Raw genomic sequence first — 25,884 nt, 5'->3', positions numbered from 1 at the left:
TATTGGCGCCTTACAAGGCCGGATGATTCTACGGCAAAAAAAATCTAAAGGTAAGTTGCCTGACCAAGTTTGCAGGGTGATCAACCTTAGACAAAGGGCTAACATGGCCCATTGTTTCGCTGAGCCGGGTGCCGTTGCCCATGTCCAATCCAACCATCAAGACCCCGTGCGTCGGGCTGTGCTCCACGGTTTACGGCGATCTCGTGTGCCGTGGCTGCAAGCGCTTCCACCATGAAGTGGTGCAGTGGAATGGCTATGACGAAGAGGCAAAACGTGCGGTCTGGCTGCGGTTGGAGCAGTTGCTGGTGCAGGTCATGGCCGGCAAGCTGGAAGTGTTCGACCCCAAGACGCTGCGCAGCCAACTGGAGCGGCGCAAGATTCGCTTCGTGCCGCACCAGTCCGAGTATTGCTGGGCCTACCAGTTGATTGCCCGGGGTGCGCGGGTGATTTCCAACCTGGAGGCTTACGGCATGGTGCTGCTGCCGGAATTCCGCGATTGGACGTTGCCGCAGCTGCGCGATGCCATTGATCGTGAGTTTTTCATCCTGTCCGAAGCCCACTACCAGCGCTACATCGCCCCGGATTTCCTGAGGGATGAGTCACTACATCTGTGAGAGGGGGCTTGCTCCCGATGGCGCCGGGTCAGTCAGCTCATAGGTAACTGAACCACCGCTATCGGGAGCAAGCCCCCTCCCACAATTGCACTTGATTGACTGGAGGAGCAGGTCAGGCTTTGTTGGCCAGTTCTTCCAACTGATCCATCAGGGTGCCGGGCTTGAGCACCAGCACATCGCTTTCCACGGCGTCGAGTATCACTTCCGCCGTATTGCCGATCAGCGCTCCGGAAATCCCGGTGCGCGCCACGGTGCCGATGATCGTCACCGCCGCTTGCAACTTATGCGCCTCGAAGGGGATCAGCACATCCGCCGGCCCTTCTTCGATATGCAGGTGGGCGTCGTCCACATCGAACTCGGCCTGAAACGCCTTGCATTGCTCGCGATAACGCGCCTCGATGGTTTCCTTGAGCTGGAATGTCGGGTCCGCCGCCGACAACATCGGCGACGGATGGGCGCTGATCACATGCAACTGCGCCTTGGCCAGCCTGGCGATATCAAAGCCGTGGTCGATGATCGTATCGTGCAGGGCGCGATGTTCGCCGTCGTTATTGCCCACGTCGATGGCGGCCAGAATCACCCGCCCGGCCCACGGGGTTGCAGTCTTGACCAGCAGCACCGGCGTCGGGCAATAACGCAGCAGCTTCCAGTCGGCCGGGGTGAGCAAGGCCTTTTTCAGCGGGCTGTCGGGGAAATGTTGCTTGATCACCAGGCCGCAGCCTTCGGCCTGCTGCACGTCGATGATGGTTTCATGCAGGCTGTCATTCCACGCCTGCTCCGTGGTCACGCTGTAGCCGTCTTCCTGCAAACCGGATTTGAGCAGGCTCAGCAGCGCCGAGTGCTCGTGCTTCTTGTCGCACACCAGTAAGTGCAGGTGCGCGCCGGTGACCCCGGCGATCAGCTTGGCGCGCTTGAGGGCCAGGCTTTCCGAATGTTCGGGTTCGATGACCACCAAAATGCTGCGGATGGCTTGCATAATCGGGATCTCCAGTAAGAGGGGGCATGTAACCACTATAGTTGCTGCCCGTCAGGCGGCATGTTGATACACATCAAGGCCCGTGACTGGTGGTCTGTGGCGTGGTCGGTATAATCGGCGGCCTTTTGTGATCCTTTTTGCCTGTGAGCCCGATGAACCTGCCCGAAATCCACGAATTCCTCGGCTGCCGCACCCCCGACGCCTGGGTCCAGGCCGCATTGGCCGATCAGGAAACCCTGCTGATCGACCACAAGAATTGCGAGTTCAAAGCCGCCAGTACCGCCTTGAGCCTGATCGCCAAGTACCACGGCCATGTGGACTTGATCAATATGATGTCGCGCCTGGCCCGCGAAGAACTGGTGCATCATGAACAAGTCATGCGCCTGATGAAAAAGCGCAAGGTCGAACTGCGCCAACTGCACGCCGGCCGTTATGCCTCGGCGTTGCGTAAAGTGGTGCGCAGCCACGAGCCGGTCAAACTGGTGGACACCCTGGTGGTCGGCGCCTTTATCGAAGCGCGCAGTTGCGAGCGTTTCGAAGCACTGGTGCCGCATTTGGACGAAGAACTCGGCAAGTTCTACTTCGGCTTGCTGAAAAGCGAAGCTCGGCACTTTCAAGGTTACTTGAAGCTGGCGTACCAGTATGGCGACGCCAAGGATATCGCCCAGGTGATCGAACGGGTGAGGGCGGCCGAGCAGGAACTGATCGAGTCACCCGACGTCGAGTTCCGCTTTCACAGTGGCGTGCCAGCCTGAAGCGACCGCCGTGCCGATCAGCGCGGCGGCGCCCGCCAACAGCAGGATCACCGTTTGCGTGCCCCAGGGCGCGGCCAGCAGCGCAATCGCCAGGCCCGCCAAGGGTTGCGCCAGATTGTTGAGCAGTGTGATCACGCCGACTGTCTTGCCGAAATCCTGGACAGGAATGACCCGCTGACGGGTGCTGCGCAGGTAGACGTTGAACATCTTGTCGAAACCGGTGACCAGCAGAAAGCCCACGGCGTACAGCCATACGCTTGGGCTGACGGCCATGATCAGCGCCCCGATGCCGATCATCGAATACGACAGACCGCCCAGTACCCTCAACGGCAGGTCGGCCCGCGCCAGGTAAAACAGAATGCCGATCGTCACCAACGCCCCGAACGCTTGCAGCAACGCATACGCATCCTTGCCGGCGGCGAATTGGCCGGTGACCAGCGCCGCCGAGGTGGCGAGCGTCACGCCGATGATCAGGTTCACGCCCACCGCCAGGGTAATGACCCGCCTCAACTCCACTCGGTTGCGGATATGCCCGAACGCGATGCGCAACGGTTGCAGCCAGATATCCGGATGTTGCTCGAAGGTTTGCAGGTCTACCGCGCTGGTGCGCCGCCAGATCCGCATGGCCAGGTCCGCCAGCCAGAACAACCCGGCAACCCCCAGCACTACCCAATGCCAGGCCCAGATTTCCAGGAGCAGCGCGGCTGCCAACGGGCCCAGCACCAGGCCGCTCTGGTCGGCGATCTGTGAGTAGGAGAGGGTCTTGGCGTAGGTGTACTGTTTGAAAATATGCGGCATCAGCACTTCCCGCGCCATGATGCCCTGGGTGGTCAATACCCCGCACAACGCCGACAGCAGCACGATCCAGTAGATACCGTCGAATAACGCGTACAGTCCTACTGTGACGGCACAGGCCAGCGCCCGGTAGACCTGGCTGATATGCAGGATGCGCACGGCAGGGAACTTGTCGCACAGGGCACCGCACACCGGGAAGGCCAGGTAACGCGGCAATGACTCGACAAAAAATGCAAAGCCCGCCCAGGCCACGCTCTGGGTGGTCTGAAATACGATCAAGGGCACGATGAACAATAGAATCTGGTCTGCCAGCCGCGACAGGAACAGCGAAACGAAGAACGCCAGGTAATCCTTGCGCATACAACTCCCTGTGAATGGCGTTAAAGATTGCAGGCTATTTGTTAAAAACTCTTAAAAGCATGAAGCTTCGTTGGGGCGTCATGGCCAGATGCTTCAGTCGAACAGCTTGCCACCTATAATGGCCGCACTTCAATCGGCGTTTGCACACTGAGAATTTATGGAAAACCTGGGGCTGGGCAAAGTTCTGCTCGTTGAGGACGATGAAAAACTGGCGGGGCTGATTGCGCATTTTCTGGCGCAGCACGGTTTCGAGGTGCGGGTGGTGCACCGGGGCGACAAAGCCCTGGCGGCGTTCCTGGACTTCAAGCCGAAGATCGTCGTGCTCGACCTGATGCTGCCGGGCCAGAGCGGCCTGCATGTGTGTCGTGAGATTCGTAACGTGTCTGACACGCCGATCGTGATCCTCACCGCCAAGGAAGATGACCTGGACCACATCCTGGGTCTGGAGTCCGGCGCTGATGACTATGTGATCAAGCCGATCAAGCCGCCGGTTTTGCTCGCACGCCTGCGTGCCCTGCAACGCCGACAAGTGCCCGAGCCCACCGTTCGCGGCTCCCTCGAATTCGGCCACCTGTCGATTGACCGCAGTTGCCGGGTGGTCAGCCTGGGAGGGGAAACCATCGACCTGACGACCATGGAGTTCGAATTGCTGTGGTTGCTGGCCAGCAATTCGGGAAAGATCCTCTCGCGCGATGACATCCTCAACCGCATGCGCGGTATTGCCTTCGACGGCCTCAACCGCAGCGTCGACGTCTACATCAGTAAATTACGCAGCAAACTCAACGATAACCCCCGTGAACCGGTGTGCATCAAGACCATCTGGGGCAAAGGCTACCTGTTCAACCCTTTCGCGTGGGAGGTTTAGATGCTGCGGCTGTTTCTGCGCCTGTATGTGATCCTGGCGCTGGGTTTGGCGGGGGCGATCTGGCTGGTCAACTACACCTTCGACGAATTATTGCCGGAAGCTAACGAAGTCTATAACCGCGAAGCTTTGCGCGGCCCGGCTTATGCATTGGTAGAACAACTGCGGGTGGTGCAAGGGCCAGCGCGCGAAGCTCGGCTGGCCGAGCTGCAACCGCATTACGGCTTGCGTCTGAGGCTGGTCCAGCACGATGCATTGGCGTTGAACGAGCGTGAACAACAGCTGCTCAGCGGTGGTCAGCTTGTGGTACGCGGCGACTTCATGGAGTTCATCACCAGCATTGATGGTGGCCCGCAACTGTTGGAGATCAAGTTGCCGGAAGAGCCCAAGTGGCTGTACTTGTGGGCCTACGGTTTCCTCGGCGTCAGTCTGGCCCTGGTCCTGTATTTCTGGGTACGCCCGCACTGGCGCGACCTTGAGCACATCCGCTTGGCCGCGCAACGCTTTGGCGACAATGACCTCGGCTCGCGCATCCTGCTGCCGCGCCGGTCCACCGTGCGCGAATTGGCCGGGCACTTCAACCAGATGGCCGAGCGTATCGAAAGCCTGATCGCCAACCAGCGCGAACTGACCAACGCCGTGTCCCACGAGTTGCGTACACCGATTGCGCGTTTATCGTTCGAGCTGGATCAACTCAAGCAACAGGCGGACCCGCGCCAGAGCCGTGAGTTGATCAATGACATGTACGCCGACCTGGGCGAGTTGGAGGAGATGGTCTCCGAATTGCTCACCTACGCCAGCCTGGAGCGTGGCGCTACGCAGGTCACCCGGGAAAGCATCGAGGCCCATAGCTGGCTCGACAGTGTCATCGGCAGCGTGGCCCTCGAAGCGGAAGCGGCCGGTGTGCAGCTGTCGTTGCGTACCTGTGAAGTCGACTTTATCCAGATCGAACCGCGCTTCATGGCGCGGGCGGTGATCAACCTGCTGCGCAACGCCATCCGTTATGCCGAGCGCCGCGTGGAGGTGTCGCTGGTCAAGTTCGGCACGGGTTACGAAGTGCGGGTCAGCGATGACGGGCCCGGCGTACCGCTGGAGGGCCGGGCGAAGATCTTCGAACCCTTCATGCGCTTGGATTCCAGCCGCGACCGCCGCACCGGTGGCTTCGGCCTGGGCCTGGCGTTGGTGCAGCGGGTCAGCCAATGGCATGGCGGGCAGGTCGAAGTGCTGGACTCGGAGTGGGGCGGGGCGTCGTTTCGGATGACGTGGGCGTATGCCGAGTAGCAGTCTCTAGTAGGAGCGAGCAAGCTCGCTCCTACGTTCTAATTGTATGGTCGGATCAGAAGGTGTATTCCACCATCCCCATCACCGACGTCTGCAACCGTCGCTCCACAATCGGGCTCTTGCCCGCCTCATCCGCCAGGTACTGCACGTCCAGCAAGGTCGAGAACCGGGTATTTTCGCTGATCGGCAGGCTCCACGCCAGGTTCATGCCATTGCTGATGTTGCCGGCTCCGGCCTTGTATTCCTTGAAGCGGCTTTGCGCCGCCTGACCCGTGGTCACGCCGTACCAGGTCTGCAGGTAGTCACGGTCACCAAAGTGGCTGCTCAGGGTGGCGTCGACGGAGCCAAAGCGGCCTTTATAGAGGTTGGTGCCCAGGCTCAACTCCAGGTGGGTGAAGGCCTTGCCGGTATCCTTGTGGTCATTTTCCTTGAGGGCGTGTTCCAGCGTCGCGCCGACAATCACGCCGCCGAGCTTATAGCTGGCGCTCACCCCCAGTTGCGGGCGTGACTTGATCTCGCCCATGCCTTTGAGGCGTTTGGAGCCGGCATGCAGGGTTTCATTTTTGTCCTTGCGTGAACCGCTGGCACCGACATAAGCGCTGAAGCTTGCCGCGTCGCCTTCGTAGCGCCATCCCAGGCCCTTGCCGGTGTCGAGGAAAATCCCCCAGGGGCTGACAATTTTGCCGCCCAGTTCCGGCCCGGTCCGGCGTTCGTCACTCCCGCTGTAGCGGGGCGCGTTGCTGACGCCGAGCTTGAGGCTGTATTGCCAGTCTTCGGCAATGGCGCTGTCGGCGGCGGCGAACAGGCATACCGAGGTGAGGGACAGGCAAAGGTGATTTGAGCGCATTGAGGCGTTCTTCCTTGGTTAGAGATTCAGAGGTTTATGCGGTGCTTGGGTGCGTTTGAAGGAGTAACCCGAAGCGCTGAGGCCATTGACCTGACGGCTGACGGTGTCGCCCAGGCCATAGCCATTACCGGCCAGTACCGCGTGGGCGTTGTCGACGGGCAATAGGATGTAGTCGGTCAGCGGCTCGCCATGCAGTTGGCCGCGCAATACCAGGAAACCTTCTTCCAGGCGTACGCTGATGCCGCTCAGCGGCGCGTTCGGCTCATGGGTGTTGAGCACGTGATAGGTGCCGATGGTGTCGGCCCAGGCCAGGGGCAGCGGCGGCGGGTCGACGCGCTCACCAATGGCGATGCGTTGGCCATGGCTGCGGGCCGTGAGCATCTGGCGCCCTTGTACGGTCACCACATCCAGCTGCACGCGGCCCAATTCGCCGAGATCCTTGAGCCAGAACCCGAGGACTTTTTTCTGTGCACGCAACCAGCCGTGCTCGTCACGTACCAATTCAAAGTCAAAACCGGCCAGTTCGCCGGACAGCCGATTTTTATCGTCCTTGAGGCGCAGTACGCCCCAGGCCGTTGCATAAAACCCGGCCAGGCGTTTACGGTCCACGGCCGCCGGCACCTGGCGCAGCTTCAAGCCGTGGCTGGGGGGCTGGCAGTCGCCGCTGCACACTGGCGTGCCGGTTTGTGCCTGGAGCATCAAGCGCAGCGCGTCGGTGGACAGCGACACCACCATGTCCTCGGCATTGCTGTCATTGGCCATGATGATCACCGCCAACTGCTGATCAGGCAGCACGCTCAATTGGGCGGCAAAATCATCGCCACCGCCGCTGTGCTGATAGGTCCGAATGCCGGGGCCGACCGGCTCATCCCCACAAGGCGCCAGAAACCAGCCCAGGCCCATCTGGCAATCGAAGTCCAGGGCGTTGCCGGTGTTTTGCTGGGTGAACATCGCCTCGATGGACGCGTTACTCAGCACTTGTCTGCCTTTATAGGTGCCTTGGGCGAACAGCATCTGCACATAGTGGCTGAGGTCTTTCGGGCTGGCCCACAGCCCGGTGGCCGCGAGGTCACGCACCTGTGCATCGGTGCTGGCCTGGCCGTCTTCGTAGCCCATGGCGCGATAACCCAGCTGTGCGCCGGTACCGACGAAGCTGGACTGGTCCATCGCCAACGGCTTGAGCAGGCTGCTTTGTAGCTGAGCCTCGAAGCTTTTGCCGGTGCTGCGCTCAATGGCCGCGCCGACCAAGGCGTAGCCGAGGTTGGAATAGGCCACCTGAGAGCCCGGCGGGCTGCTCAGCCACACACCCGACACACGCATGGGCATCTGGCCCATCGCATAGGTGCTGCGCAGGTCGCGCAGGTGCTCGCTGGGCAGGCCGGACTGGTGGCTGAGCAAGCGACGCAAGGTGATATCGCGGTCAGCCGCAGTCTGGTCGGCATGAAAACGCGAACGCACGTAAAACTCGCGCAGGGTTTGCTGGATCGGCGCATCCAGCGCCAGACGCTGCTGCTCCACCAATTGCAACGCCGCCGTGGTGGTCAGCAGTTTGGAGATGCCCCCGGCGCGAAATGCCGTGTTACGTGTAACCGGTACGCCGCGCGCCTTGTCCGCCATGCCGAAGCCACGGGTCCAGAGCAATTCCTGGCCATTGACCAATGCAATTGACAATCCCGCCACGTTATCTCGGGCCATGTCCTGGGGGATTCGGGTTTGCAGGTAACGGATGATTGCACCGTAATCACCCTTTTGAATCGGCGGCGGAGCAGGGGGTTGCCCATGGCAACCGATACTGCTCAGCAGGCAACCCAGCAGAGGAATACTGCGCAATGTGCGAAACATGAAGAACACCCGAATGGTGGTTTGGATGCTCAAATGCTAGGGCGGTGGCGGCCGATAATCTTTGACAGCTTTGTCGAGAAACTGTCAAAGACTGTTAAAGATCAGGCGCCAGGAAATCTCAAGGCAGAATCAGGGAAGGCCCTTGCTGAAAAAGGGAAGTTTTCCGGCATTTCCAGAGGATATTCAGACTTTAATCTCAGCGCTCTTGTGAAATCAGGAGCGACAACCGCCATGGACGCTACACGCTGGAGCCACCCGTTCAAGGACCAAAACCACCCGTTGTCGCAGTTGACCCAACTGGCCCATGCCGGCGCGGGTTATTACCCCATAGGACGCAATGCGCTGTGGCATGGCGGCGTGCATTTTGACAGCGGCACCGCAGCCCTGCTGGATCAGTCGGCGGTCTACTGTCTGGCAGACGGTGAGGTTGTGGCTTACCGCATCGATGAGCATTCACCCAACACTACTTACGTGGACGACGACCAGTGCGTGGCGAAACCGTTCTCGCGCAACTTTGTACTGGTGCGCCATCGTCTTGCGCCGCCAAACATAGCAGGCCACTCACAGACGCCTCCCAGACTGACCTTCTACAGCCTGTATATGCACCTGCAGGAGGGGATGTTCTATCGCGACGGCTCAACGCATGCTCGACCCGCCTTCTGGCCTGAAGAGGCAACGGATGGCGTGGTTGTGCTGCAAGCGCCTGTCGCAATCAAGGCCGCCGATCTGGTCGGGCACATCGGGCTGTATCACTGCGCGGATACAAAGCGCCCGGAAAGCAAACTGCATCTGGAAGTGTTCAGTGGTGATGACGTCGAAGGCTTTATTGACGCCAGCCGGGCTTGGGCGCAACAGTTGCCTGCCGACGAACAGACTTGGCTCAAGCTGGTGGCAGGCACTGTCGTCGTCCCCCATCAAGAGGGCTTTGGCGTTGCGCAATGCCCCGTTCCCGGCACTGCCGGTGCGGTCAGTGGTGCTGACTTGCTTGTGCCCAAAGTGTTGCTCGACAGCTTGCCGCCCGAGAGCAAAATCAGCAGCGCCCTGGGTAAGAAATGCACATGGTATCGCCTGGATGGGTTGCTCATGGATGCCGACAACTATCCGCTTGATGGCTGGGTCTGCGAAGACGTGGGGGTGACACCCTGGGTCAGTCCGTGGTCGTGGGAGGGCTACTCCATTGTCTACAGCCTCGAGTCTTCCCTTGGCATGCTTGCCGCACTGTGGCGTGACCTGGGGCGGTTCAGCGAGGCTCAACTTGCGCGGTTTGCTCGCGTGGCGGACGAGGGCAACAAAAGCCGCATAAAAAGCCGTCTCTACGACATCATCGACCGCAACCGCGATGGAAGGATCACCGCTGCCGAGTTGCAGGCGGCCATTCGCCGGCCGGCTCACGCACAGTCGATTTCACGGTTGATCATTCATACCGAAAGCGAATGGTCCCAGCCGAACAAGTGGGATGGGTTAGACGAGTTGCTAGGCCACAGTGGCGCAACACCGCACTTGAACTGGTTGGCGGAGAAACAACGGATCAATGCGCTGTGTTGGTGGGAAGAGGTGGCGCCGAAGCTTGGCCTGCCTGCGAATGGGGCGGTGTTTCACTTTCATCCGGTGGGGTTGGTGGGGCAGTTCTGCGCGGCTAATCCATTGGCAATTACTTCGGCACAACTAAAGCAAATATTTCCCTTGGCCGACGATGCCGATATTGAGGTAGTACTCAATGAAATAAACGGGCGATTAGTCGAGTTCAAGTTGGACACCCGGCTTAGGCAACGGCACTTTTTCGCCCAGATCAAGGGCGAGGTGGGGGCGTCTATGAAAGCAGTGACCGAAAGTTGGGAATTCTCCCCGGAGGTACTTAAGTCGTTCAGTGTTTACTATCGAGCGCATCCTTTGGAAGCGGAACAGGATGGATATTTGAAGGATTCGAATGGACGGATTATTCGTAGAGCGAATCAACACGAAATTGGGGTGAAGCATTTTTTGCGCTTAAATGGAAATCGAAGGTCTCATCCTGCAGATGGGTATAATTTCAGGGGGAGGGGTTTGTTACAACTTACGGGCTATGAAAAATACAAGGGTTTCAAGGCTGGTTACTCAAGATACTGGAAGGGTGTAGTGCCAGATACAGTCGGGCAACCAGAGCTGATTAATGAAATGCCTACGGCCATAAGGAGTGCAATATGGTTCTGGATTGATCTCAATATTTTTAAACAGGTGCAGTCTGGTGGTTATTCAGATGTCGTAAGAGTTACTAAAGCTGTAAATGGTGGGACGATGGGACTTGATGAAAGGAAAGCAGCCTACAGAATTGCTGAAGGCGCACTGAAATGAAGATGACCCTGTTTTTTATAGGGCAGCTATTAATATTTTCTAATCAGAGTGTTTTTGGGTCCGAAAGTAGCCTCTGTAAGCCTAGTGAAAAAATGATCGCGTCGTGTCATTTGCATGAAGGGAAAAATAGGGTGGTGTCTCTGTGTGCAAGTGCGGACAGTACTTTGGTTTTTTATAGAATTGGCAAGGAGCAAAACATGGAGTTGGTAAGTGGCTTTTCGAAACGACGAGTATTATCTCGATGGGTGGATAAAGCTACTTACACTACATATTTTGGATTTAGGTTGCCTCCTTATTCCTATGTTTTTGGTGTGCCGCAGCAGACGTACGGAGCTAAGGCGTTCCTGGAAGCTTATAGAGACGACAAAGAAATTATGTTGCGCGTATGCACCGAAAACTCTTTTGGAGAGACGGCGCTTATAAGTGAAGCTATACGCGAGGTGCCAGATGATCTTGTAAGGGGTAATGACTTTCTGTTTCCGCCTTATTGAGAGTTCTTGTTAGTTTGGTATGGTTTTAAAAACTCACTGCTCTGAGAGTTGCTTACGCGGAATTACAATCTGTGTGGTGTCACTCGCTCATGCCACTGAGCAATCGACTCCTCAGGATACTCATCAAACTGCAAATCTCCCTTGCGCACCGTTACCTCCACCCACGGTGCCTTGGACCCCAGCATCAAGTGCGTATGTTCCGGCGGCACTGGCAGTGGTGTGTCGATGGCTGACGCGAATGGGTGGATCAGCTCTGGCCATTCCGGGCTGAACAGCCATAGGGCGCTGCCGCATTGCGAACAGAAATGCCGCTCGGCGGTGCTGGCGTGGACACGGCTGGCACCTTCTGGTTTGAGCCTGGCGTGGTAGATCGAAATCTGCTTGCGCCCCTGTACCTTGAGGCTCTTGGCGTCGCCGGCGAGGTTGATCGCGTAGCCACCGCCGCCCTGGGTCTTGCGGCAGATCGAGCAATAGCAACGCTGGTAGGGGTAAGGGTGGGCGCTGTTCAAGCTGAAGGTGACAGCGCCGCAATGGCAGGATCCTTCTAGCTGCATGGGAGTCTCCTTGGCAAGGTGACTGTTCAGCTTAGGCGGTTTTCGGCATCAAGGTAGCGATCAATGCGCGAATGGTCCCTGGCAAGGCGTCCAGTTCCCGCACCAGGATACTGCGCTCGCGAATGGCCCACGGCTCCTGGAGCTTGACCGCCACCAGTTGCATGGTGCGGCTGTGCCGCACGGCGGCGGATTCGGGGATGATGCCAATGCCCACGCCGGCCTCGACCATCCGGCAGATCGCTTCGAAGCTCGAGACCTGAATACGCAGCGACAGCTGTTTGCCGAGCCGGTCGACGTGTTCGCGCAGAAAGCTCAGCAACGTGCTGCCCTCATGCAAGCCAATGTGTTGATAGGCGAGGGTCTGTTCCAGCGTCACTGACGCTTGACCGGCTAACGGGTGATCGACGGGCACCATCAACACCAGTTCATCGGTGCTGAAATGCAATACCTGCAAGCCTGCCGCTTCCACGGGGCCGGCAATGATGCCCATATCGCTGGTGCCGTCCAGCACACCACGCACGATATCCCGGGACAGGCGCTCTTGCAGGTCGACGGTGACGCCGGGGCGCTGCGACAGGAACCCCGCCAGCACCTCCGGCAGAAACTCGGTGACCGCCGTGGTATTGGCGAAGATGCGGATATGCCCGGCCGAATCCGCGCCATATTGGGTGAATTCGCTTTTCAGGTAGTCCACCTGGCGCATGATCAGCCGCGCATGGTGCAGCAGGCGTGCGCCCGCCGGGGTGATTTCCACGCCACGGCTGTCGCGGTACAGCAGGCGCGTGTCGAGCTGGCCTTCCAGGGCCTTGATCCGCGCACTGGCGGCGGCCGGCGAGAGGAACGCACGCTTGGCGCCCTGGGTCAGGCTGGGGGATTCAGCGATATGGATAAACAGGCGCAGGTCGGCCAGGTCGAAGTGCATGCAAAACTCCGGGAGCAGAATGGCGGCGTTCAGCATAACCGAACGCTGGTTTATTGAAATGCAAATTCTCAGAACGGATGGGGGCTTGCATGATCCGGGGCAGACACCCACTGCCCGAGGACCTGGACCCCATGAGTGCCACTGATTGGATCGGCCGAAGTGAAACCACTCACGACCTCCTGAGCCACAACCTGCTCAAGCGTATTGCCGCGACGTTCGGTGAAGAAGTGCCGAGCGATGGCGAAGCGATTGCGCCGTTGTGGCAGTGGTGCTTTTTTCAGGATCCACTGCCGGAAGCGGCACTGGGCACTGACGGCCACCCGGCCCGTGGCGGGTTCCTGCCGCCGGCGGATAACCGCAATCGCATGTGGGCCGGTGGCCGCATTGAATTTGTGCAGGCGTTGCGGGCCGGTGCGGCGGCCACTCGCGTGTCCACGATCACTGCCGTAGAAGAGAAGGCCGGCCGCACCGGCTCGCTGCTGTTTGTCACCGTGCGTCATGACTATTCCCAGGACGGTCGCCTGGCGATCCGCGAAGAACAGGACATCGTCTACCGCGAACCCACGCCACCCAAGCAGGGCAGCGGTGAGGCACTGCCCCTCAGCGAGTGGCGTGAAGCCGTCGAGCCGACCCCCACTTTGTTGTTTCGCTACAGCGCCGTGACCTTCAACGGCCACCGCATTCACTACGACTACCCCTATGTCACCGGCACCGAGGGTTATCCGGGGTTGGTGGTGCATGGGCCATTGATCGCCACCTTGAACCTGCGTGCCTTTTGTCGTGCCCACCCTGAAGCCCGGTTGCGCCGTTTTGCCTACCGTGGCGTGCGCCCGTTGATTGCACCGCAACCGTTTGAAGTGGGCGGTCGGATCACCTCGGACGGTGTTGCCGAACTGTGGGCCGGTAACGCCGGTGGCCTGGCGCAACAAGCCCAAGTGCACTTCGAATAACCCCAGAACAACAGGCGGAGAGCCGTTACATGACCCCTAATGACCTTGAAGAACTCAACGCTATCCGCGACGGTGTGCGTGCGTTGTGCGCTGAATTCGATGCCGCTTACTGGCGCAAGATCGACGAAGAAAAAGGCTTTCCCGAGGCGTTCGTCAAGGCCCTGACCGATGCCGGCTGGTTGTCGGCGATGATCCCGCAGGAGTACGGCGGCTCCGGCCTGGGCCTGGCCGAAGCCTCGGTGATCCTGGAGGAAGTGAACCGTTGCGGCGGCAATTCCGGCACGGTGCACGGCCAGATGTACAACATGTTCACCTTGTTGCGTCACGGCAGCGAGGCGCAGAAGCGTTTCTACCTGCCCAAGCTCGCCAGTGGCGAATTGCGCTTGCAGTCCATGGGCGTCACCGAGCCCAGTACCGGCACCGACACCACCAAGATCAAGACCACCGCGATCAAGCGCGGCGACAAATACGTGATCAACGGCCAGAAGGTGTGGATCTCGCGTATCCAGCATTCCGACCTGATGATCCTGCTGGCGCGCACCACGCCACTGGCCGAGGTGACGAAAAAATCCGAGGGCATGTCGATCTTCCTGGTGGACCTGCGCGAAGCGATCGGCAATGGCCTGACCGTGCAGCCCATCGCCAATATGGTCAACCACGAAACCAATGAGCTGTTCTTCGACAACCTGGAACTGCCGCTCGACAGCCTGATCGGCGAGGAGGGCAAGGGTTTCAAATACATTCTCGATGGCCTGAATGCCGAGCGCACGTTGATTGCCGCCGAGTGCATTGGTGACGGCCGCTGGTTTATCGAAAAAGCCAGCGCCTATGCCCGCGACCGCGTGGTATTTGGCCGACCCATCGGACAGAACCAGGGCGTGCAATTCCCGATTGCCGAAGCCCATATCGAAATCGAAGCCGCCGACTTGATGCGCTGGCGCGCCTGCGAGGAATACGACAGCGGCGCCAATGCCGGGGCCAGCGCGAACATGGCCAAGTACCTGGCGGCCAAGGCGTCCTGGGAGGCTGCCAATGCGTGCCTGCAAACCCACGGCGGTTTTGGTTTTGCCTGCGAATACGACGTGGAGCGCAAATTCCGCGAGACCCGCCTGTACCAAGTGGCGCCGATCTCCACCAACCTGATCCTGTCCTACGTGGCCGAGCATCTGCTCGAACTGCCCCGCAGCTTCTGAGGCTTTTGACCATGAGCCATACCCTAGCCTTGTGTCGGTTCCTTGCGCAGCTGGATTACGAGCAGCTGCCGCAAACGCTGCTGGCGCGCACCGAAGAGCTTTATCTGGATTGGCTGGGCTCGGCCTTGGCCAGCCAGGGCATGCATCCGATCCCGTTGTTTGAACGCTATGCACAAAAGATGGGGCCCGGCAGCGGCCCGGCGCAGGTGATCGTCAATGGTGGCAGCAGCAGTGCGTACTTTGCCGCCCTGGTCAACGCCGCCGCCTCGCACCTGGTCGAGCAGGATGACCTGCACAACAGCTCGGTGCTGCATCCGGCCACCGTGGTGTTTCCGGCTACCCTGGCCGCCGCGCAGGACCTCGGTAAATCTGGGCGTGAGCTGCTGCTGGCGTCGGTCGCCGGTTACGAGGCCGGGATTCGCATCGGCGAATTCATGGGCCGTTCCCACTACCGAATCTTTCACACCACGGCCACCGTCGGCACGCTCGCCGCTGCGGTGGCGGTGGGCAAATTGCTGGGTTTCAACCAGGAGCAGTTCGTCAACCTGCTCGGCAGTGCCGGCACCCAGGCCGCCGGTTTGTGGGAGTTCCTGCGCGATGCCGCAGACTCAAAGCAACTGCATACGGCCAAGGCTGCGGCGGATGGTTTGCTCGCCGCTTACCTGACAGCGGATGGGTTGACCGGCGCGCGCAATATCCTGGAAGGCGATCAGGGCTTGGCGGCCGGCATGTCCCAGGATGCGCAGCCGAGCCGCTTGTCTGCCGGCCTCGGGAGCCGCTGGGCGTTGCTGGAGACCTCGTTCAAGTTCCACGCATCGTGCCGTCACACCCATCCTGCCGCAGACGCGCTGTTGCACCTGATGCAGCGTGAGGGTTTGAGCGCCGCCGATATGGCCCACGTGCAAACCCGTGTCCATCAAGGCGCAATTGACGTACTGGGGCGCGTGAAAGTGCCTGCCACCGTGCATCAGGCCAAGTTTTCCATGGGCACTGTACTGGGCCTGATCGCGGTGCATGGCAAGGCCGGGCTGACCGAGTTCCACGAACTGGCGTTGAGCGATCCGGCGGTGGCCAGCGTGCGCGACAAGGTCAGCATGACCCTCGACCCCGAGGTCGACGACGCCTACCCGCAACGCTGGCTGGGCCGCGTTACGGTCACCACCACCGATGGCCGCACCCTGCACGGCGCGATTGACGAGCCCAAAGGCGACCCGGGCAACACCTTGAGCCGCGTCGAACTGGCCGACAAATTCCGCCGGCTCTGTCAATTCAGCGGCGCACGCACACCGGCACAGGCCGATGCCCTGACCGAAAAAGTCTGGAACCTGCGCAGCGCAGCGTCCATGGCCCACTGGCTCTGAGGAACTGCCATGACTCATCAACGACCGCTGGACGGCATCACCGTCGTCAGCCTGGAACACGCGATTGCCGCCCCGTTTTGTACCCGTCAGTTGGCCGACCTGGGCGCTCGGGTGATCAAGATCGAGCGCCCCGGCGCCGGTGATTTTGCCCGTGGCTATGACGAGCGGGTGCGCGGCCTGGCCTCGCACTTCGTGTGGACCAACCGCTCCAAGGAAAGCCTGACCCTGGACCTCAAGCAGGATGAGGCAGGATCTATCCTCGAAACCTTGCTGGCCGATGCCGATGTGCTGGTGCAGAACCTGGCACCCGGCGCGGCGGCACGCATGGGCTTGTCGTTCGAGGCGCTGCATGAGCGTTTTCCGCGGCTGATCGTCTGCGATATTTCCGGTTATGGCGAAGGCGGGCCTTACGAAAAGAAGAAGGCTTATGACCTGCTGATCCAGAGCGAAGGCGGCTTTCTGTCGGTGACCGGTGGCCCGGGTGACGAGCAGATGGCCAAGGCCGGTTGTTCGATTGCCGACATCTCCGCCGGCATGTACGCCTACAGCGCCATCCTCTCGGCGCTGTTGTTGCGTGGCACGACGGGGCAGGGCAGTCGCATCGACGTGAGCATGTTGGAAAGCCTGGTGGAGTGGATGGGCTACCCGATGTATTACGCCTTCGATGGCGCCCCGCAACCACCGCGTGCCGGTGCGGCGCACTCGACGATCTACCCCTATGGGCCGTTCCCGACCGGCGACGGCGGCACGGTGATGCTCGGTTTGCAGAACGAACGCGAATGGGCGGCGTTCTGCGACAAGGTGCTGCTCACCCCTGAGCTTGCGACGGATGAGCGTTTCAGCGCGAACTTCAAGCGTTCGGCCAATCGTGAGGTGCTGCGCGCGATCATCGTCGACCGCTTCGCGCAGCTGGATACCGAAGCCGTGATCCAACGGCTGGAGCATGCGCAGATCGCCAGTGCCCGGGTCAACGATATGCAAGGCGTGTGGGACCACCCGCAACTCAAGGCGCGGGACCGCTGGCGTGAAGTCGCAAGCCCCGCTGGCCCGTTGCCGGCGTTGTTGCCACCGGCACGCAATACCGCGTTTTCGCCACGTATGGACGGGGTGCCGGCGCTGGGGCAGCACAGCCAGGCCATCCTCCATCAGATCGGTTACTCGGCTGATGCCATCGACCGCCTGCGCACGCGTGGCGTTATCTGAAAAGGAATGTCAGTGATGTCCCAATCTTTAGTTCGTTCAGCCCTGTTTGTCCCCGGCAGCCGCCCGGAACGTTTCGCCAAAGCCCTGGCCAGTGGGGCCGATGCGGTGATCGTGGATTTTGAAGATGCTGTGGAAGAACCGCTCAAGCGCCAGGCACGGGATAACCTCGCGGCGTTTTTGACCGCCCAGCCTGATGCCCGGGTGTGGGTGCGCATCAATGCGCCTGAGCATGCCGAGCATTTTGCGGATGTGGCCTTTTGCAAAGCCCATGCGAATGTGGCCGGCGTGCTGTTGCCGAAGGTGGAGAGTGCCGCCCAGGTGGCCGTGGTGGCCGCCGCCGGTAAAGTGATCTGGCCGATTATCGAAAGCGCACGGGGCTTGCTGGCCATCGCCGAGATCGCCCATGCGCCGCAGGTGGAGCGTCTGTCATTTGGTGGCCTGGATCTGGCCCTGGACTTGAACCTGAGCAGCCAGTCGGCGGCGGCACGGTTTGCGCTGGACCAGGCACGCCTGTCGCTGATCGTGCATTCCCGCGCCGCCGGCCTGGTTGCGCCGCTGGATGGCGTACATCCGGCAATCGACGATCCCGAGGGCCTGCACCGTTCGATCCGCCATGCCTATGAAATGGGCTTTGCCGGAGCGCTGTGCATCCATCCCAAGCAGGTCGCTGTGATCCATGCCGCCCTGGCGCCCAGCGCCGAAGACCTGGCCTGGGCCAGGCGCGTCGTGGAGGCCGGAGCCCATGGGGCAGGGGCCTATCAGATCGATGGGCAGATGGTGGATGCGCCGGTATTGCTCAGAGCCCAACGATTGCTGGCAGCCCGGACCTGACTGCAAAAACCGGATTGAACGTGGGAGGGGGCTTGCTCCCGATGACAGTGGATCAGTACCTGATGTGTTGACTGACACGCCGCTATCGGGAGCAAGCCCCCTCCTACAGGCGTGTCGATTGTTTATGCGGTTGGCGTTCAGTTTGGCAGAACGCAGGTATCTGGAATTCTAAATTCACTAAACGCTTTACATCAGGCACCTTGCCTCACAACACAACAATAAGAAGGTGATTTTCCATGCTCAAGCTCTCCCGGGCGCTGCTGTGCGCCGCCACCTTGTTTGCCGCAGGCCTGGCCCAGGCGGCGGATCCGATTGTGATCAAGTTCGCTCACGTGGTCGCCGAGAACACCCCCAAAGGTCAAGGCGCGCTGCTGTTCAAGAAGCTCGCCGAAGAGCGTCTGCCGGGGCAGGTCAAGGTCGAGGTATACCCCAACTCGTCGTTGTTCGGTGATGGCAAGGAGATGGAAGCCCTGTTGCTGGGCGACGTGCAGATGCTCGCACCTTCGCTGGCCAAGTTCGAGCAATACACCAAACAGGTGCAGATCTACGACTTGCCGTTCCTGTTCAACGACCTGGCGGCCGTCGACCGTTTCCAGGCGGCCCAGGGCAAGGAACTGCTGACCTCGATGCAGAGCAAGAACATTCTCGGTCTGGCCTATTGGCACAACGGTCTCAAGCAATTGTCTGCCAACAAGGCATTGCATGAGCCCAAGGACGCCCGTGGCCTGAAGTTCCGTGTGCAGGCTTCCAGCGTGCTGGAAGAACAGTTCAAGGCGATCCGCGCCAACCCGCGCAAGATGAGCTTTGCCGAGGTCTACCAGGGTCTGCAGACCGGCACGGTCAACGGCACGGAGAACACCTGGTCGAACTACGAAAGCCAGAAGGTCAACGAGGTGCAGAAGTACTTCACCGAGTCCAACCATGGCCTGATCGACTACATGGTGATCACCAACGCCAAATTCTGGAATGGCCTGCCGCCAGACGTGCGCAGCACCCTGGAGCAGATCATGGCCGAGGTCACCGTCGAGGTGAACAAGCAGGCCGAAGCGCTGAACCAGTCGGCCAAGCAGAAAATCATCGACGCCAAAACCAGCGAAATCATCGAGCTGACACCCGAGCAACGTGCGCTCTGGCGCGAAGCCATGCGCCCGGTATGGCAGAAGTTCGAAGGGGAGATCGGGGCTGACCTGATCAAGGCGGCGGATGCCGCCAACCAGTAACACCCCGAGCCTTGCACTTACCTATCTCTGCTTCGCGAGGTTTTGCCATGCAAACGCTAAGGCGCGTCTGGGAGCACCTGGAGGAAGGCTTCATTGCCTTCCTGCTGGCCGCCATGACCCTGGTGACATTCGTTTACGTGATGCTCAACAACATCTACACGCTGTTCTTCGCCCTGGCCGATAAATGGGCTGTGAGCAGCGGGTTCTTCAATGCCCTGGGTGACCACACCATGACCTGGGCGCAGGACATGACCTGGAGCGTGGCACTGACCAAGGCCATGTTCGGCTGGCTGATCTTCTTCGGTATTTCCTATGGTGTGCGGACCGCCGGGCATTTGGGTGTGGACGCTCTGGTCAAGCTGACCCGGCGCCGCGTGCAACGCCTGCTGGGCATGCTGGCGTGCCTGTGCTGCCTGGCCTACGCCGGGTTGTTCATGGTCGCCAGCTACAAATGGGTCAGCGCGGTGATGACGGCCCATATCGGCGCCGAAGACCTCGACCAGTACGGCGTCGATGTCGGTGACATCGTAGTGATCGTGCCCATCGGGTTTGCGCTGGTGTTTATTCGCTACCTGGAAATCTTCTACCGCCTGTTCACCCACCGTCAGGTCGGGTTGGGGCTGGCCGACGAGGCCGGTGAGGCCAGCAAGTTGGCCGGCAGCCATGAGGAGCGTCACTGATGGCCGTGCTCTGTCTGTTTTTGCTGTTGTTCGTGTTCATGTTCCTGGGCGTGCCGATCGCGATTTCCCTGGGACTGTCCGGTGCGGTGTCGATCCTGATGTTCAGCCAGGACTCGGTGAGCTCGCTGGCAATCAAGTTGTTTGAAACCTCTGACGCCTACACCTTCCTGGCGATTCCGTTCTTCCTGCTGTCCGGTGCGTTCATGACCACCGGTGGCGTGGCGCAACGGCTGATCGACTTCGCCAACGCGTGTGTCGGCCATATCCGTGGCGGCCTGGCGATTGCGGCGGTATTGGCGTGCATGCTGTTTGCGGCATTGTCAGGCTCGTCACCGGCCACGGTGGCGGCGGTGGGCTCGATTGCCGTGGCCGGCATGGTGCGCTCCGGGTACCCCAAGGAGTTTGGCGCAGGGATCATTTGCAACGCCGGCACCCTGGGCATCCTGATTCCGCCTTCGATTGTGATGGTGGTGTACTCGGCGGCCACTGAAACATCAGTGGGCAAACTGTTCATGGCCGGGGTGGTGCCGGGGTTGCTGCTGGGCTTGATGCTGATGGTCACGATTTATATCGTTGCGCGCATCAAGAAACTGCCGGCGCAGCCGCGCGCGACGTTGCGTGAATGGCTGACCTGTGCGCGTCGGGCGTTCTGGGGCTTGCTGTTGCTGGTGATCATCCTCGGCGGCATCTACAGCGGCATGTTCACCCCGACCGAAGCGGCGGCCGTGGCGGCGGTGTATTCGGCGTTTGTGGCGTTGTTCGTGTACAGGGACATGAAGCTGCGCGACTGCCCCAAGGTGCTGCTGGAGTCCGGGCGCCTGGCAATCATGCTGATGTTTATCATCGCCAACGCCATGCTCTTCGCCCACGTGCTGACCACCGAGCAGATCCCGCAGGAAATCACCGCCTGGGTGATCTCTGAAGGGCTGACGCCGATTGGCTTCCTGATCATGGTCAACATTGTGCTGCTGGTGGCCGGCAGCTTCATGGAGCCGTCGGCTATTGTGTTGATCCTGGCGCCGATCTTCTTCCCGATTGCGATGAAGCTGGGCATTGACCCGATTCATCTGGGGATCGTGATGGTGGTCAACATGGAAATCGGGCTGGTGCACCCGCCGGTGGGGCTGAACCTGTTCGTGACCTCGGCGGTGACCGGGTTGACGCTGGGGCAGACCATTCGTGCAGCGATGCCGTGGTTGATGATCCTGCTGGTGTTCCTGATCATGGTCACCTACTTGCCGTTTATTTCCCTGGCACTGCCGCACTGGCTGGGCATGTAGCGCGGTCAAGCGGTGTGGGAGAGGGCAAGCCGCTCCCACACCCAGGCGCTATTGGTCCATGGCACTCAAGATCGCATGGGCCGCCCTGACCCTTTCGGCGTTCGGGTAGTTCTTGTTCGCCAGGATCACCACGCCGATGTCCTTGCTCGGTACGTACGCCACATACGCGCCGAAACCACGGGTGGAGCCGGTCTTGTTGAACAGCGCGTTGGCCGGTTGCACGCGCGGCGTACTCAGCCATTGGACCTTGTGCGGCTCCATGGCCATCGGCGTGGAGTTGCCGTCAATCAGCGCTTGCAGCGCGATGGGGTAGGGGTAGGACTCCCAGCCCAGGCCCTGGGTCATGCCGTTGACCGTGTAATAACCGGTCTGGGTAGTGGCGATGGCCTGCTGCAACGGCTTGCCCAGGGTCTGCGGGTGCAGGTTGGCAATCACGTAGCGGGCCAGGTCCTGGCTGCTGGTCTTGATGCCGTAGGCTTCGCTGTCCAGGGCGCCGGGGCCGACGCGTACGGGGTTCTGGGCGCTGTCATAGCCTTGGGCGTAGTCGCCAGCTCGGTCAGCGGGGACGCTGATGTAGGTGTTCTTCAAGCCCAGCTTGGGCAGCAGGGTTTTCTCCATGGCGGCATTGAAGGGTTGCCCCAGGCTTTGGGCCGTAAGGTAGCCGAACAGGCCGATGCTCGGGTTGGAATAGAGCCGTTGGGTGCCGGGGGCGTAGGTGGGTTTCCAGTGTTGGAAGTAGTTGAGCATGGTCGCGGCGCTGTCGGCGGCGTCGGGAAACTGCAGGGGCAGGCCGCCTGCGGTGTAGGTCGCCAATTGCAGCAAGCTGATGCCGTCGAAGGCACTGCCGGTCAGTGCGCTCAGGTGTTCACTGGCCTTGTCCGACAGCTTGAGCTTGCCCGTGGCCTGCGCATACCCGCCCAGAGTAGCGGTGAAGGTTTTACTGACCGAGCCGACTTCAAACAAGGTGTCTTCGGTCACGGGCTTCTGCGTTTCCCTGGATGCCATGCCGTAGTTAAAGTATTGCACCTGGCCCTTGTTGATCACCGCGACCGACAGGCCCGCAATGCCTTGTTGTTGCATCAAGGGTTGAACGCTGCTGTCCACGACCTGGCGCATGTCGGTGGCCGCCATGCAGCTGCCGGAGCCGAGTAGTAAAGCGCAAATCAGAAGTTTTTGTAGAGGGGCATTCATGGTGACTCGCTTCCCTGTAGGTGATGTGCTGACGATTGGGGCCTGCGCAGGCGTGGCAAATCTAGGTGGATTCCGGCTTTGCGGCAAACGATGATATCTTGCAGCTGGCATTAGAAAAATTAAGGTCAAGGCATGCTTCGCTCTCATCTACCGCTGAATGCCCTGCGCGCATTCGAGGCTTCCGCCCGCCACCTGAGCTTTACCCGCGCAGCTATCGAGCTGTGCGTGACCCAGGCCGCAGTCAGTCATCAAGTGAAAAGCCTGGAAGCGCAACTCAATGTCACCTTGTTCAAGCGCCTGCCACGGGGCCTGATGCTCACCCGCGAGGGTGAAACCTTGCTGCCTGTGCTGCGCGAATCATTTGATCGCATCGCCCATACCTTGGGCCAGTTCGAAGGCGGGCATTACCGTGAGGTGCTCACCGTGGGCGCCGTCGGTACCTTTGCCGTGGGGTGGCTGTTACCGCGTCTGCCGGATTTTCAAAGCCGTTACCCGTTTATCGACCTGCGCCTGTCGACTAACAACAACCGCGTCGACGTCGCTGCCGAAGGGCTCGACTACGCTATCCGTTTCGGTGCAGGCGCCTGGCATGGCACCGACGCCTGCCAATTGCTGGCGGCACCGCTGAACGTGCTGTGTGTGCCGCACATTGCCGAGCAGTTGCAGGTGCCCGCAGACCTGTTGAAACACACCTTGCTGCGCTCCTACCGGGCCGATGAGTGGACCCACTGGTTCCAGGCGGCCGGGTTGCCCGCCGATACCGTGGTGCCGCGCAGCATCATGTTCGATTCATCCTTGGCCATGATGGAGGCGGCGCTGCAAGGTATTGGCGTGGCACTGGCCCCGGCGATGATGTTTTCGCGGCAGCTGGAAAGCGACGTGATCCGCAAACCGTTCGACATTGGCATCACCACCGGCAGCTATTGGCTGACACGCCTGCAATCGCGAGCCGAAACCCCGGCCATGCTGGCATTCAAGGGCTGGCTGAAAGAGGCGGCTGGGCAGGGCTGACAGTTTTGTCTTTGAAACAAAATGAAACATTCGTCACGGGCTACCCTCTACCGTAGCCCCCTACCGAGTGCCTTCATGAAAAGTCCGCGCCCCTCCGACCGTATGCCCCACCTCACGCAATTGCGCAACCTGAAGATGGCCCGTTCCGCCCACGCTTATGTGCGCGGCAGTACGGTGCAGTTTTATGAATGGCTGCACAGCCAGCCCGGTCGACGCTTGCCTCATGGCCCGGCTATCTGGATCTGCGGCGATTGCCACGCGGGCAACCTGGGCCCGACCGGGGATATCAAGGGGCGCATCGACATGCATATTCGCGACCTCGACCAGACCGTGATCGGTAACCCGGCCCACGACCTGGTGCGCCTGGCCCTGTCCCTGGCGACCGCCGCTCGCGGCTCCGACCTGCCGGGCGTGACGACCGCCCGCATGCTCGAAGAAATGATGGTGGGCTACGAACAAGCCTTCAAGGACAAACCCGACGAAGCGCCGCCGCGCCCGTCCCAGGTCAAGGCCGGCATGCGCAGCGCAGTTGAGCGCACCTGGAAGAACCTGGCGCGTGAACGTATCGAGAATGCACGGCCGAGCATCCCGTTGGGCAAGCACTTCTGGTCGCTGTCGCGTGCGGAAAAGAGTGCTCTGCAAAGCGTCTGTGCTTCCGATGAGATCCAGCAACTGGTGACGTCACTCAAGGGCCGCCCCAAAGACGCCAAGGTCGAGCTGCTGGATTCGGCCTATTGGGTCAAGGGGTGCAGTTCCCTGGGCTTGCTGCGTTATGCGGCGTTGTTGGGAGTGGGCGACAAGGACGAGCAGGAATACTGCCTGATCGATATCAAGGAAGCGGTCGGCGCCGCCGCCCCCCGTGCGCCGAGGGCGAAGATGCCCAGGGACAACGGTCGTCGCGTGGTCGAAGGCGCCCGTCAGCTGTCACCGAGTTTGGGTGAGCGCATGGTCGCCACGCGGTTTCTGGATCACGGTTTCTTCATCCGCGAATTGCTGCCCCAGGACATGAAGCTGGAACTGGACGAGTTGAGCGAGACTGATGCCATGCACGCCGCTGGTTACCTGGCCCGCGTCGTCGGGATCGCCCATGCCCGGCAAATGGACCGCGACACACGCAAGGCGTGGATGTCGGTATTGCAGGAGAACCGTTCCAGGCAGTTGGATGCGCCTTCCTGGTTATGGACCAGCGTGGTGCAACTGGTGGGGAGTCATGAGCAGGGCTATCTCAACCATTGCCGCAGGTATGCGCTGGAGCACTGACCACGGCAGCGGCGACATCCAAATGCGACGCAGGGTCAGGTGTGGCGAGCAAGCTTGCTTGCGCTGGGGGGCGAAGCGCCCCCATAAAGCCGGAGACTGCTGCGCAGTCAACTGGAGCAAGCTCCCTCGCCACACAAGCCCGTCCCACAGGACTCATCACATTCAGGCCAGGTATTTGCGGAACCAGCCGAGGGTGCGTTCCCACGCCAGGTTCGCGGCCGCTTCGTCGTAACGTGGCGTTGAGTCATTGTGGAAGCCGTGGTTGGCGCCTTTGTAGAGGTACGCCTCATAAGTCGTCCCGGCCGCCTTCAAGGCCTTTTCATACGCCGGCCACCCCTCATTGATCCGCGTGTCCAGCTCGGCGTAATGCAGCATGACCGGCGCCTTGATGCGCGGTACGTCCTTGGCCTCCGGTTGGCGCCCATAGAACGAGACCGCCGCACCCAACTCCGGATAGGCCACCGCCGCTGCATTGGTCACGCCACCGCCGTAACAGAAGCCGGTTATCCCGACTTTGCCGGTGCTGGCGTCGTGGTGCATCAACCACTCGATGGCGGCGAAGAAGTCGTTCATCAGCTTTTCGGGATCGACTTTCTGCTGCAGCTCCACGCCTTTTTCATCGTTGCCCGGGTAGCCGCCCACCGATGTCAGGCCATCCGGCGCCAGGGCGATAAAACCGGCCTTGGCCAGGCGCCTGGCGACGTCTTCGATATACGGGTTGAGGCCACGGTTTTCATGCACCACCACCACGGCCGGCACCTTGCCACTGGCGTTGGCCGGGCGCACCAGGTAACCGCGCACGGTGCCGTTGCCTTTGGGCGAAGGGTAGGTGATGTAATCGGCGACGATATCCGGATCGGTGAATTTCACCTGCTCGGCCAGGGCATAGTCGGGGCTCAGGGCCGCCAGCAACGCGGAGGCGGTGAGGCCACCGAAGGTGAACAGCGCGGCGCGGTCGAGAAACTCACGACGGTTGAGCTTGCCGTGGGCATAGCCGTCGTAGAGTTCCAGCAGTTCGGGGGCGAAGTCTTTCGCGGTGAGACGCGTCATCGGGGCAGTCCTCGGGAGCGGTGG

At 60.6% G+C, this 25,884-nt stretch carries 24 protein-coding genes; 16 read left to right on the top strand and 8 right to left on the bottom strand.

The window, feature by feature from the left end:
- Positions 1-140 precede the first annotated feature (140 nt).
- The gene (locus JBE38_RS07125; protein ID WP_205343984.1) at positions 141-614 is read left to right on the top strand and encodes a DUF1289 domain-containing protein; all 474 of its coding nucleotides are present in this window, start codon (positions 141-143) and stop codon (positions 612-614) included.
- Between the two features lie 112 nt (positions 615-726).
- On the opposite strand, the gene JBE38_RS07120 is transcribed toward JBE38_RS07125, so the two are convergent.
- A complete protein-coding gene (locus JBE38_RS07120; protein WP_090370699.1) occupies positions 727-1,590 on the bottom strand; it encodes a universal stress protein in 864 nt (287 codons plus the stop codon).
- 152 nt (positions 1,591-1,742) lie between these two features.
- On the opposite strand from JBE38_RS07120, the gene miaE reads away from it, so the two are divergent.
- On the top strand, positions 1,743-2,345 hold the full coding sequence (gene miaE / locus JBE38_RS07115; protein WP_060752643.1) for a tRNA-(ms[2]io[6]A)-hydroxylase: 603 nt from the start codon (positions 1,743-1,745) through the stop codon (positions 2,343-2,345).
- Here miaE and JBE38_RS07110 read toward each other — a convergent pair.
- Positions 2,301-3,500, bottom strand: coding sequence for an MFS transporter (locus JBE38_RS07110; protein WP_205343983.1), 1,200 nt, complete (start codon positions 3,498-3,500; stop codon positions 2,301-2,303). The genes miaE and JBE38_RS07110 overlap by 45 nt on opposite strands.
- A 157-nt stretch (positions 3,501-3,657) precedes the next feature.
- Here JBE38_RS07110 and JBE38_RS07105 point away from each other — a divergent pair, with 157 nt between their 5' ends.
- Together JBE38_RS07105 and JBE38_RS07100 are read left to right on the top strand one after the other, a co-directional pair.
- A complete protein-coding gene (locus JBE38_RS07105) occupies positions 3,658-4,365 on the top strand; it encodes a winged helix-turn-helix domain-containing protein (RefSeq protein ID WP_060752645.1) in 708 nt (235 codons plus the stop codon).
- Positions 4,366-5,643, top strand: a complete 1,278-nt coding sequence (locus JBE38_RS07100) for an ATP-binding protein (protein WP_090370703.1) — start codon at positions 4,366-4,368, stop codon at positions 5,641-5,643. It begins immediately after the preceding gene.
- Between the two features lie 55 nt (positions 5,644-5,698).
- Here the strand turns inward: JBE38_RS07100 and JBE38_RS07095 are convergent, their stop codons facing one another.
- Together JBE38_RS07095 and JBE38_RS07090 are read right to left on the bottom strand one after the other, a co-directional pair.
- Positions 5,699-6,490, bottom strand: a complete 792-nt coding sequence (locus JBE38_RS07095; protein WP_126870615.1) for a MipA/OmpV family protein — start codon at positions 6,488-6,490, stop codon at positions 5,699-5,701.
- An 18-nt stretch (positions 6,491-6,508) separates the two neighbouring features.
- Positions 6,509-8,332 (bottom strand): serine hydrolase domain-containing protein, encoded by a 1,824-nt coding sequence (locus JBE38_RS07090; protein ID WP_090372397.1) that lies wholly within the window; start codon positions 8,330-8,332, stop codon positions 6,509-6,511.
- On the opposite strand from JBE38_RS07090, the gene JBE38_RS07085 reads away from it, so the two are divergent.
- Positions 8,270-10,663, top strand: coding sequence for a hypothetical protein (locus JBE38_RS07085; protein ID WP_205343982.1), 2,394 nt, complete (start codon positions 8,270-8,272; stop codon positions 10,661-10,663). The two genes, JBE38_RS07090 and JBE38_RS07085, sit on opposite strands and share 63 nt — an antisense overlap.
- Positions 10,660-11,154, top strand: coding sequence for a hypothetical protein (locus JBE38_RS07080; protein WP_090370708.1), 495 nt, complete (start codon positions 10,660-10,662; stop codon positions 11,152-11,154). The genes JBE38_RS07085 and JBE38_RS07080 overlap by 4 nt, the downstream gene beginning before the upstream one ends.
- 62 nt (positions 11,155-11,216) lie before the next feature.
- On the opposite strand, the gene JBE38_RS07075 is transcribed toward JBE38_RS07080, so the two are convergent.
- Together JBE38_RS07075 and JBE38_RS07070 are read right to left on the bottom strand one after the other, a co-directional pair.
- Positions 11,217-11,708, bottom strand: coding sequence for a GFA family protein (locus tag JBE38_RS07075; protein ID WP_205343981.1), 492 nt, complete (start codon positions 11,706-11,708; stop codon positions 11,217-11,219).
- 31 nt (positions 11,709-11,739) lie between these two features.
- Positions 11,740-12,630 carry a LysR family transcriptional regulator gene (locus JBE38_RS07070; protein WP_205343980.1) on the bottom strand — a complete coding sequence of 297 codons (891 nt, stop codon included), beginning with the start codon at positions 12,628-12,630 and terminating at the stop codon, positions 11,740-11,742.
- Positions 12,631-12,761: 131 nt separating this feature from the next.
- On the opposite strand from JBE38_RS07070, the gene JBE38_RS07065 reads away from it, so the two are divergent.
- From JBE38_RS07065 to dctM, 8 genes are all read left to right on the top strand, one after another.
- On the top strand, positions 12,762-13,580 hold the full coding sequence (locus JBE38_RS07065; RefSeq protein ID WP_205343979.1) for an FAS1-like dehydratase domain-containing protein: 819 nt from the start codon (positions 12,762-12,764) through the stop codon (positions 13,578-13,580).
- A gap of 29 nt (positions 13,581-13,609) precedes the next feature.
- Positions 13,610-14,773, top strand: coding sequence for an acyl-CoA dehydrogenase family protein (locus tag JBE38_RS07060; protein ID WP_090370713.1), 1,164 nt, complete (start codon positions 13,610-13,612; stop codon positions 14,771-14,773).
- A gap of 11 nt (positions 14,774-14,784) precedes the next feature.
- Positions 14,785-16,134: an MmgE/PrpD family protein gene (locus JBE38_RS07055; RefSeq protein WP_205343978.1), complete on the top strand. Its 1,350-nt coding sequence runs from the start codon at positions 14,785-14,787 to the stop codon at positions 16,132-16,134.
- Between the two features lie 9 nt (positions 16,135-16,143).
- Positions 16,144-17,337, top strand: coding sequence for a CaiB/BaiF CoA transferase family protein (locus JBE38_RS07050; RefSeq protein ID WP_060752655.1), 1,194 nt, complete (start codon positions 16,144-16,146; stop codon positions 17,335-17,337).
- A 15-nt stretch (positions 17,338-17,352) separates the two neighbouring features.
- A complete protein-coding gene (locus JBE38_RS07045) occupies positions 17,353-18,168 on the top strand; it encodes an HpcH/HpaI aldolase/citrate lyase family protein (protein ID WP_060752656.1) in 816 nt (271 codons plus the stop codon).
- Between the two features lie 236 nt (positions 18,169-18,404).
- Positions 18,405-19,388 carry a C4-dicarboxylate TRAP substrate-binding protein DctP gene (gene dctP / locus JBE38_RS07040; protein WP_205343977.1) on the top strand — a complete coding sequence of 328 codons (984 nt, stop codon included), beginning with the start codon at positions 18,405-18,407 and terminating at the stop codon, positions 19,386-19,388.
- A 47-nt stretch (positions 19,389-19,435) separates the two neighbouring features.
- The gene (locus JBE38_RS07035) at positions 19,436-20,068 is read left to right on the top strand and encodes a TRAP transporter small permease (RefSeq protein ID WP_104993945.1); all 633 of its coding nucleotides are present in this window, start codon (positions 19,436-19,438) and stop codon (positions 20,066-20,068) included.
- Positions 20,068-21,348 (top strand): C4-dicarboxylate TRAP transporter large permease protein DctM, encoded by a 1,281-nt coding sequence (gene dctM, locus JBE38_RS07030; protein ID WP_060752659.1) that lies wholly within the window; start codon positions 20,068-20,070, stop codon positions 21,346-21,348. The genes JBE38_RS07035 and dctM overlap by 1 nt, the downstream gene beginning before the upstream one ends.
- 48 nt (positions 21,349-21,396) lie before the next feature.
- On the opposite strand, the gene ampC is transcribed toward dctM, so the two are convergent.
- Positions 21,397-22,539 carry a class C beta-lactamase gene (gene ampC, locus JBE38_RS07025; RefSeq protein WP_205343976.1) on the bottom strand — a complete coding sequence of 381 codons (1,143 nt, stop codon included), beginning with the start codon at positions 22,537-22,539 and terminating at the stop codon, positions 21,397-21,399.
- 132 nt (positions 22,540-22,671) lie between these two features.
- On the opposite strand from ampC, the gene JBE38_RS07020 reads away from it, so the two are divergent.
- Entirely contained in the window at positions 22,672-23,550 is an 879-nt protein-coding gene (locus tag JBE38_RS07020) for a LysR family transcriptional regulator (RefSeq protein ID WP_060752661.1), read from the top strand.
- Between the two features lie 75 nt (positions 23,551-23,625).
- Positions 23,626-24,810, top strand: coding sequence for a DUF2252 family protein (locus JBE38_RS07015; RefSeq protein ID WP_060752662.1), 1,185 nt, complete (start codon positions 23,626-23,628; stop codon positions 24,808-24,810).
- 162 nt (positions 24,811-24,972) lie between these two features.
- Here JBE38_RS07015 and yghX read toward each other — a convergent pair whose 3' ends face one another.
- Positions 24,973-25,860 (bottom strand): YghX family hydrolase, encoded by an 888-nt coding sequence (gene yghX / locus JBE38_RS07010; RefSeq protein WP_090370727.1) that lies wholly within the window; start codon positions 25,858-25,860, stop codon positions 24,973-24,975.
- Between the last annotated feature and the right edge of the window lie 24 nt (positions 25,861-25,884).

This window comes from Pseudomonas sp. ICBG1301 (genome assembly GCF_016918385.1).
Classification (GTDB): domain Bacteria; phylum Pseudomonadota; class Gammaproteobacteria; order Pseudomonadales; family Pseudomonadaceae; genus Aquipseudomonas; species Aquipseudomonas palleroniana.
The sequence above is the reverse complement of the archived record's forward strand: the minus strand, read 5'-3'. Positions and strand labels throughout refer to the sequence as shown.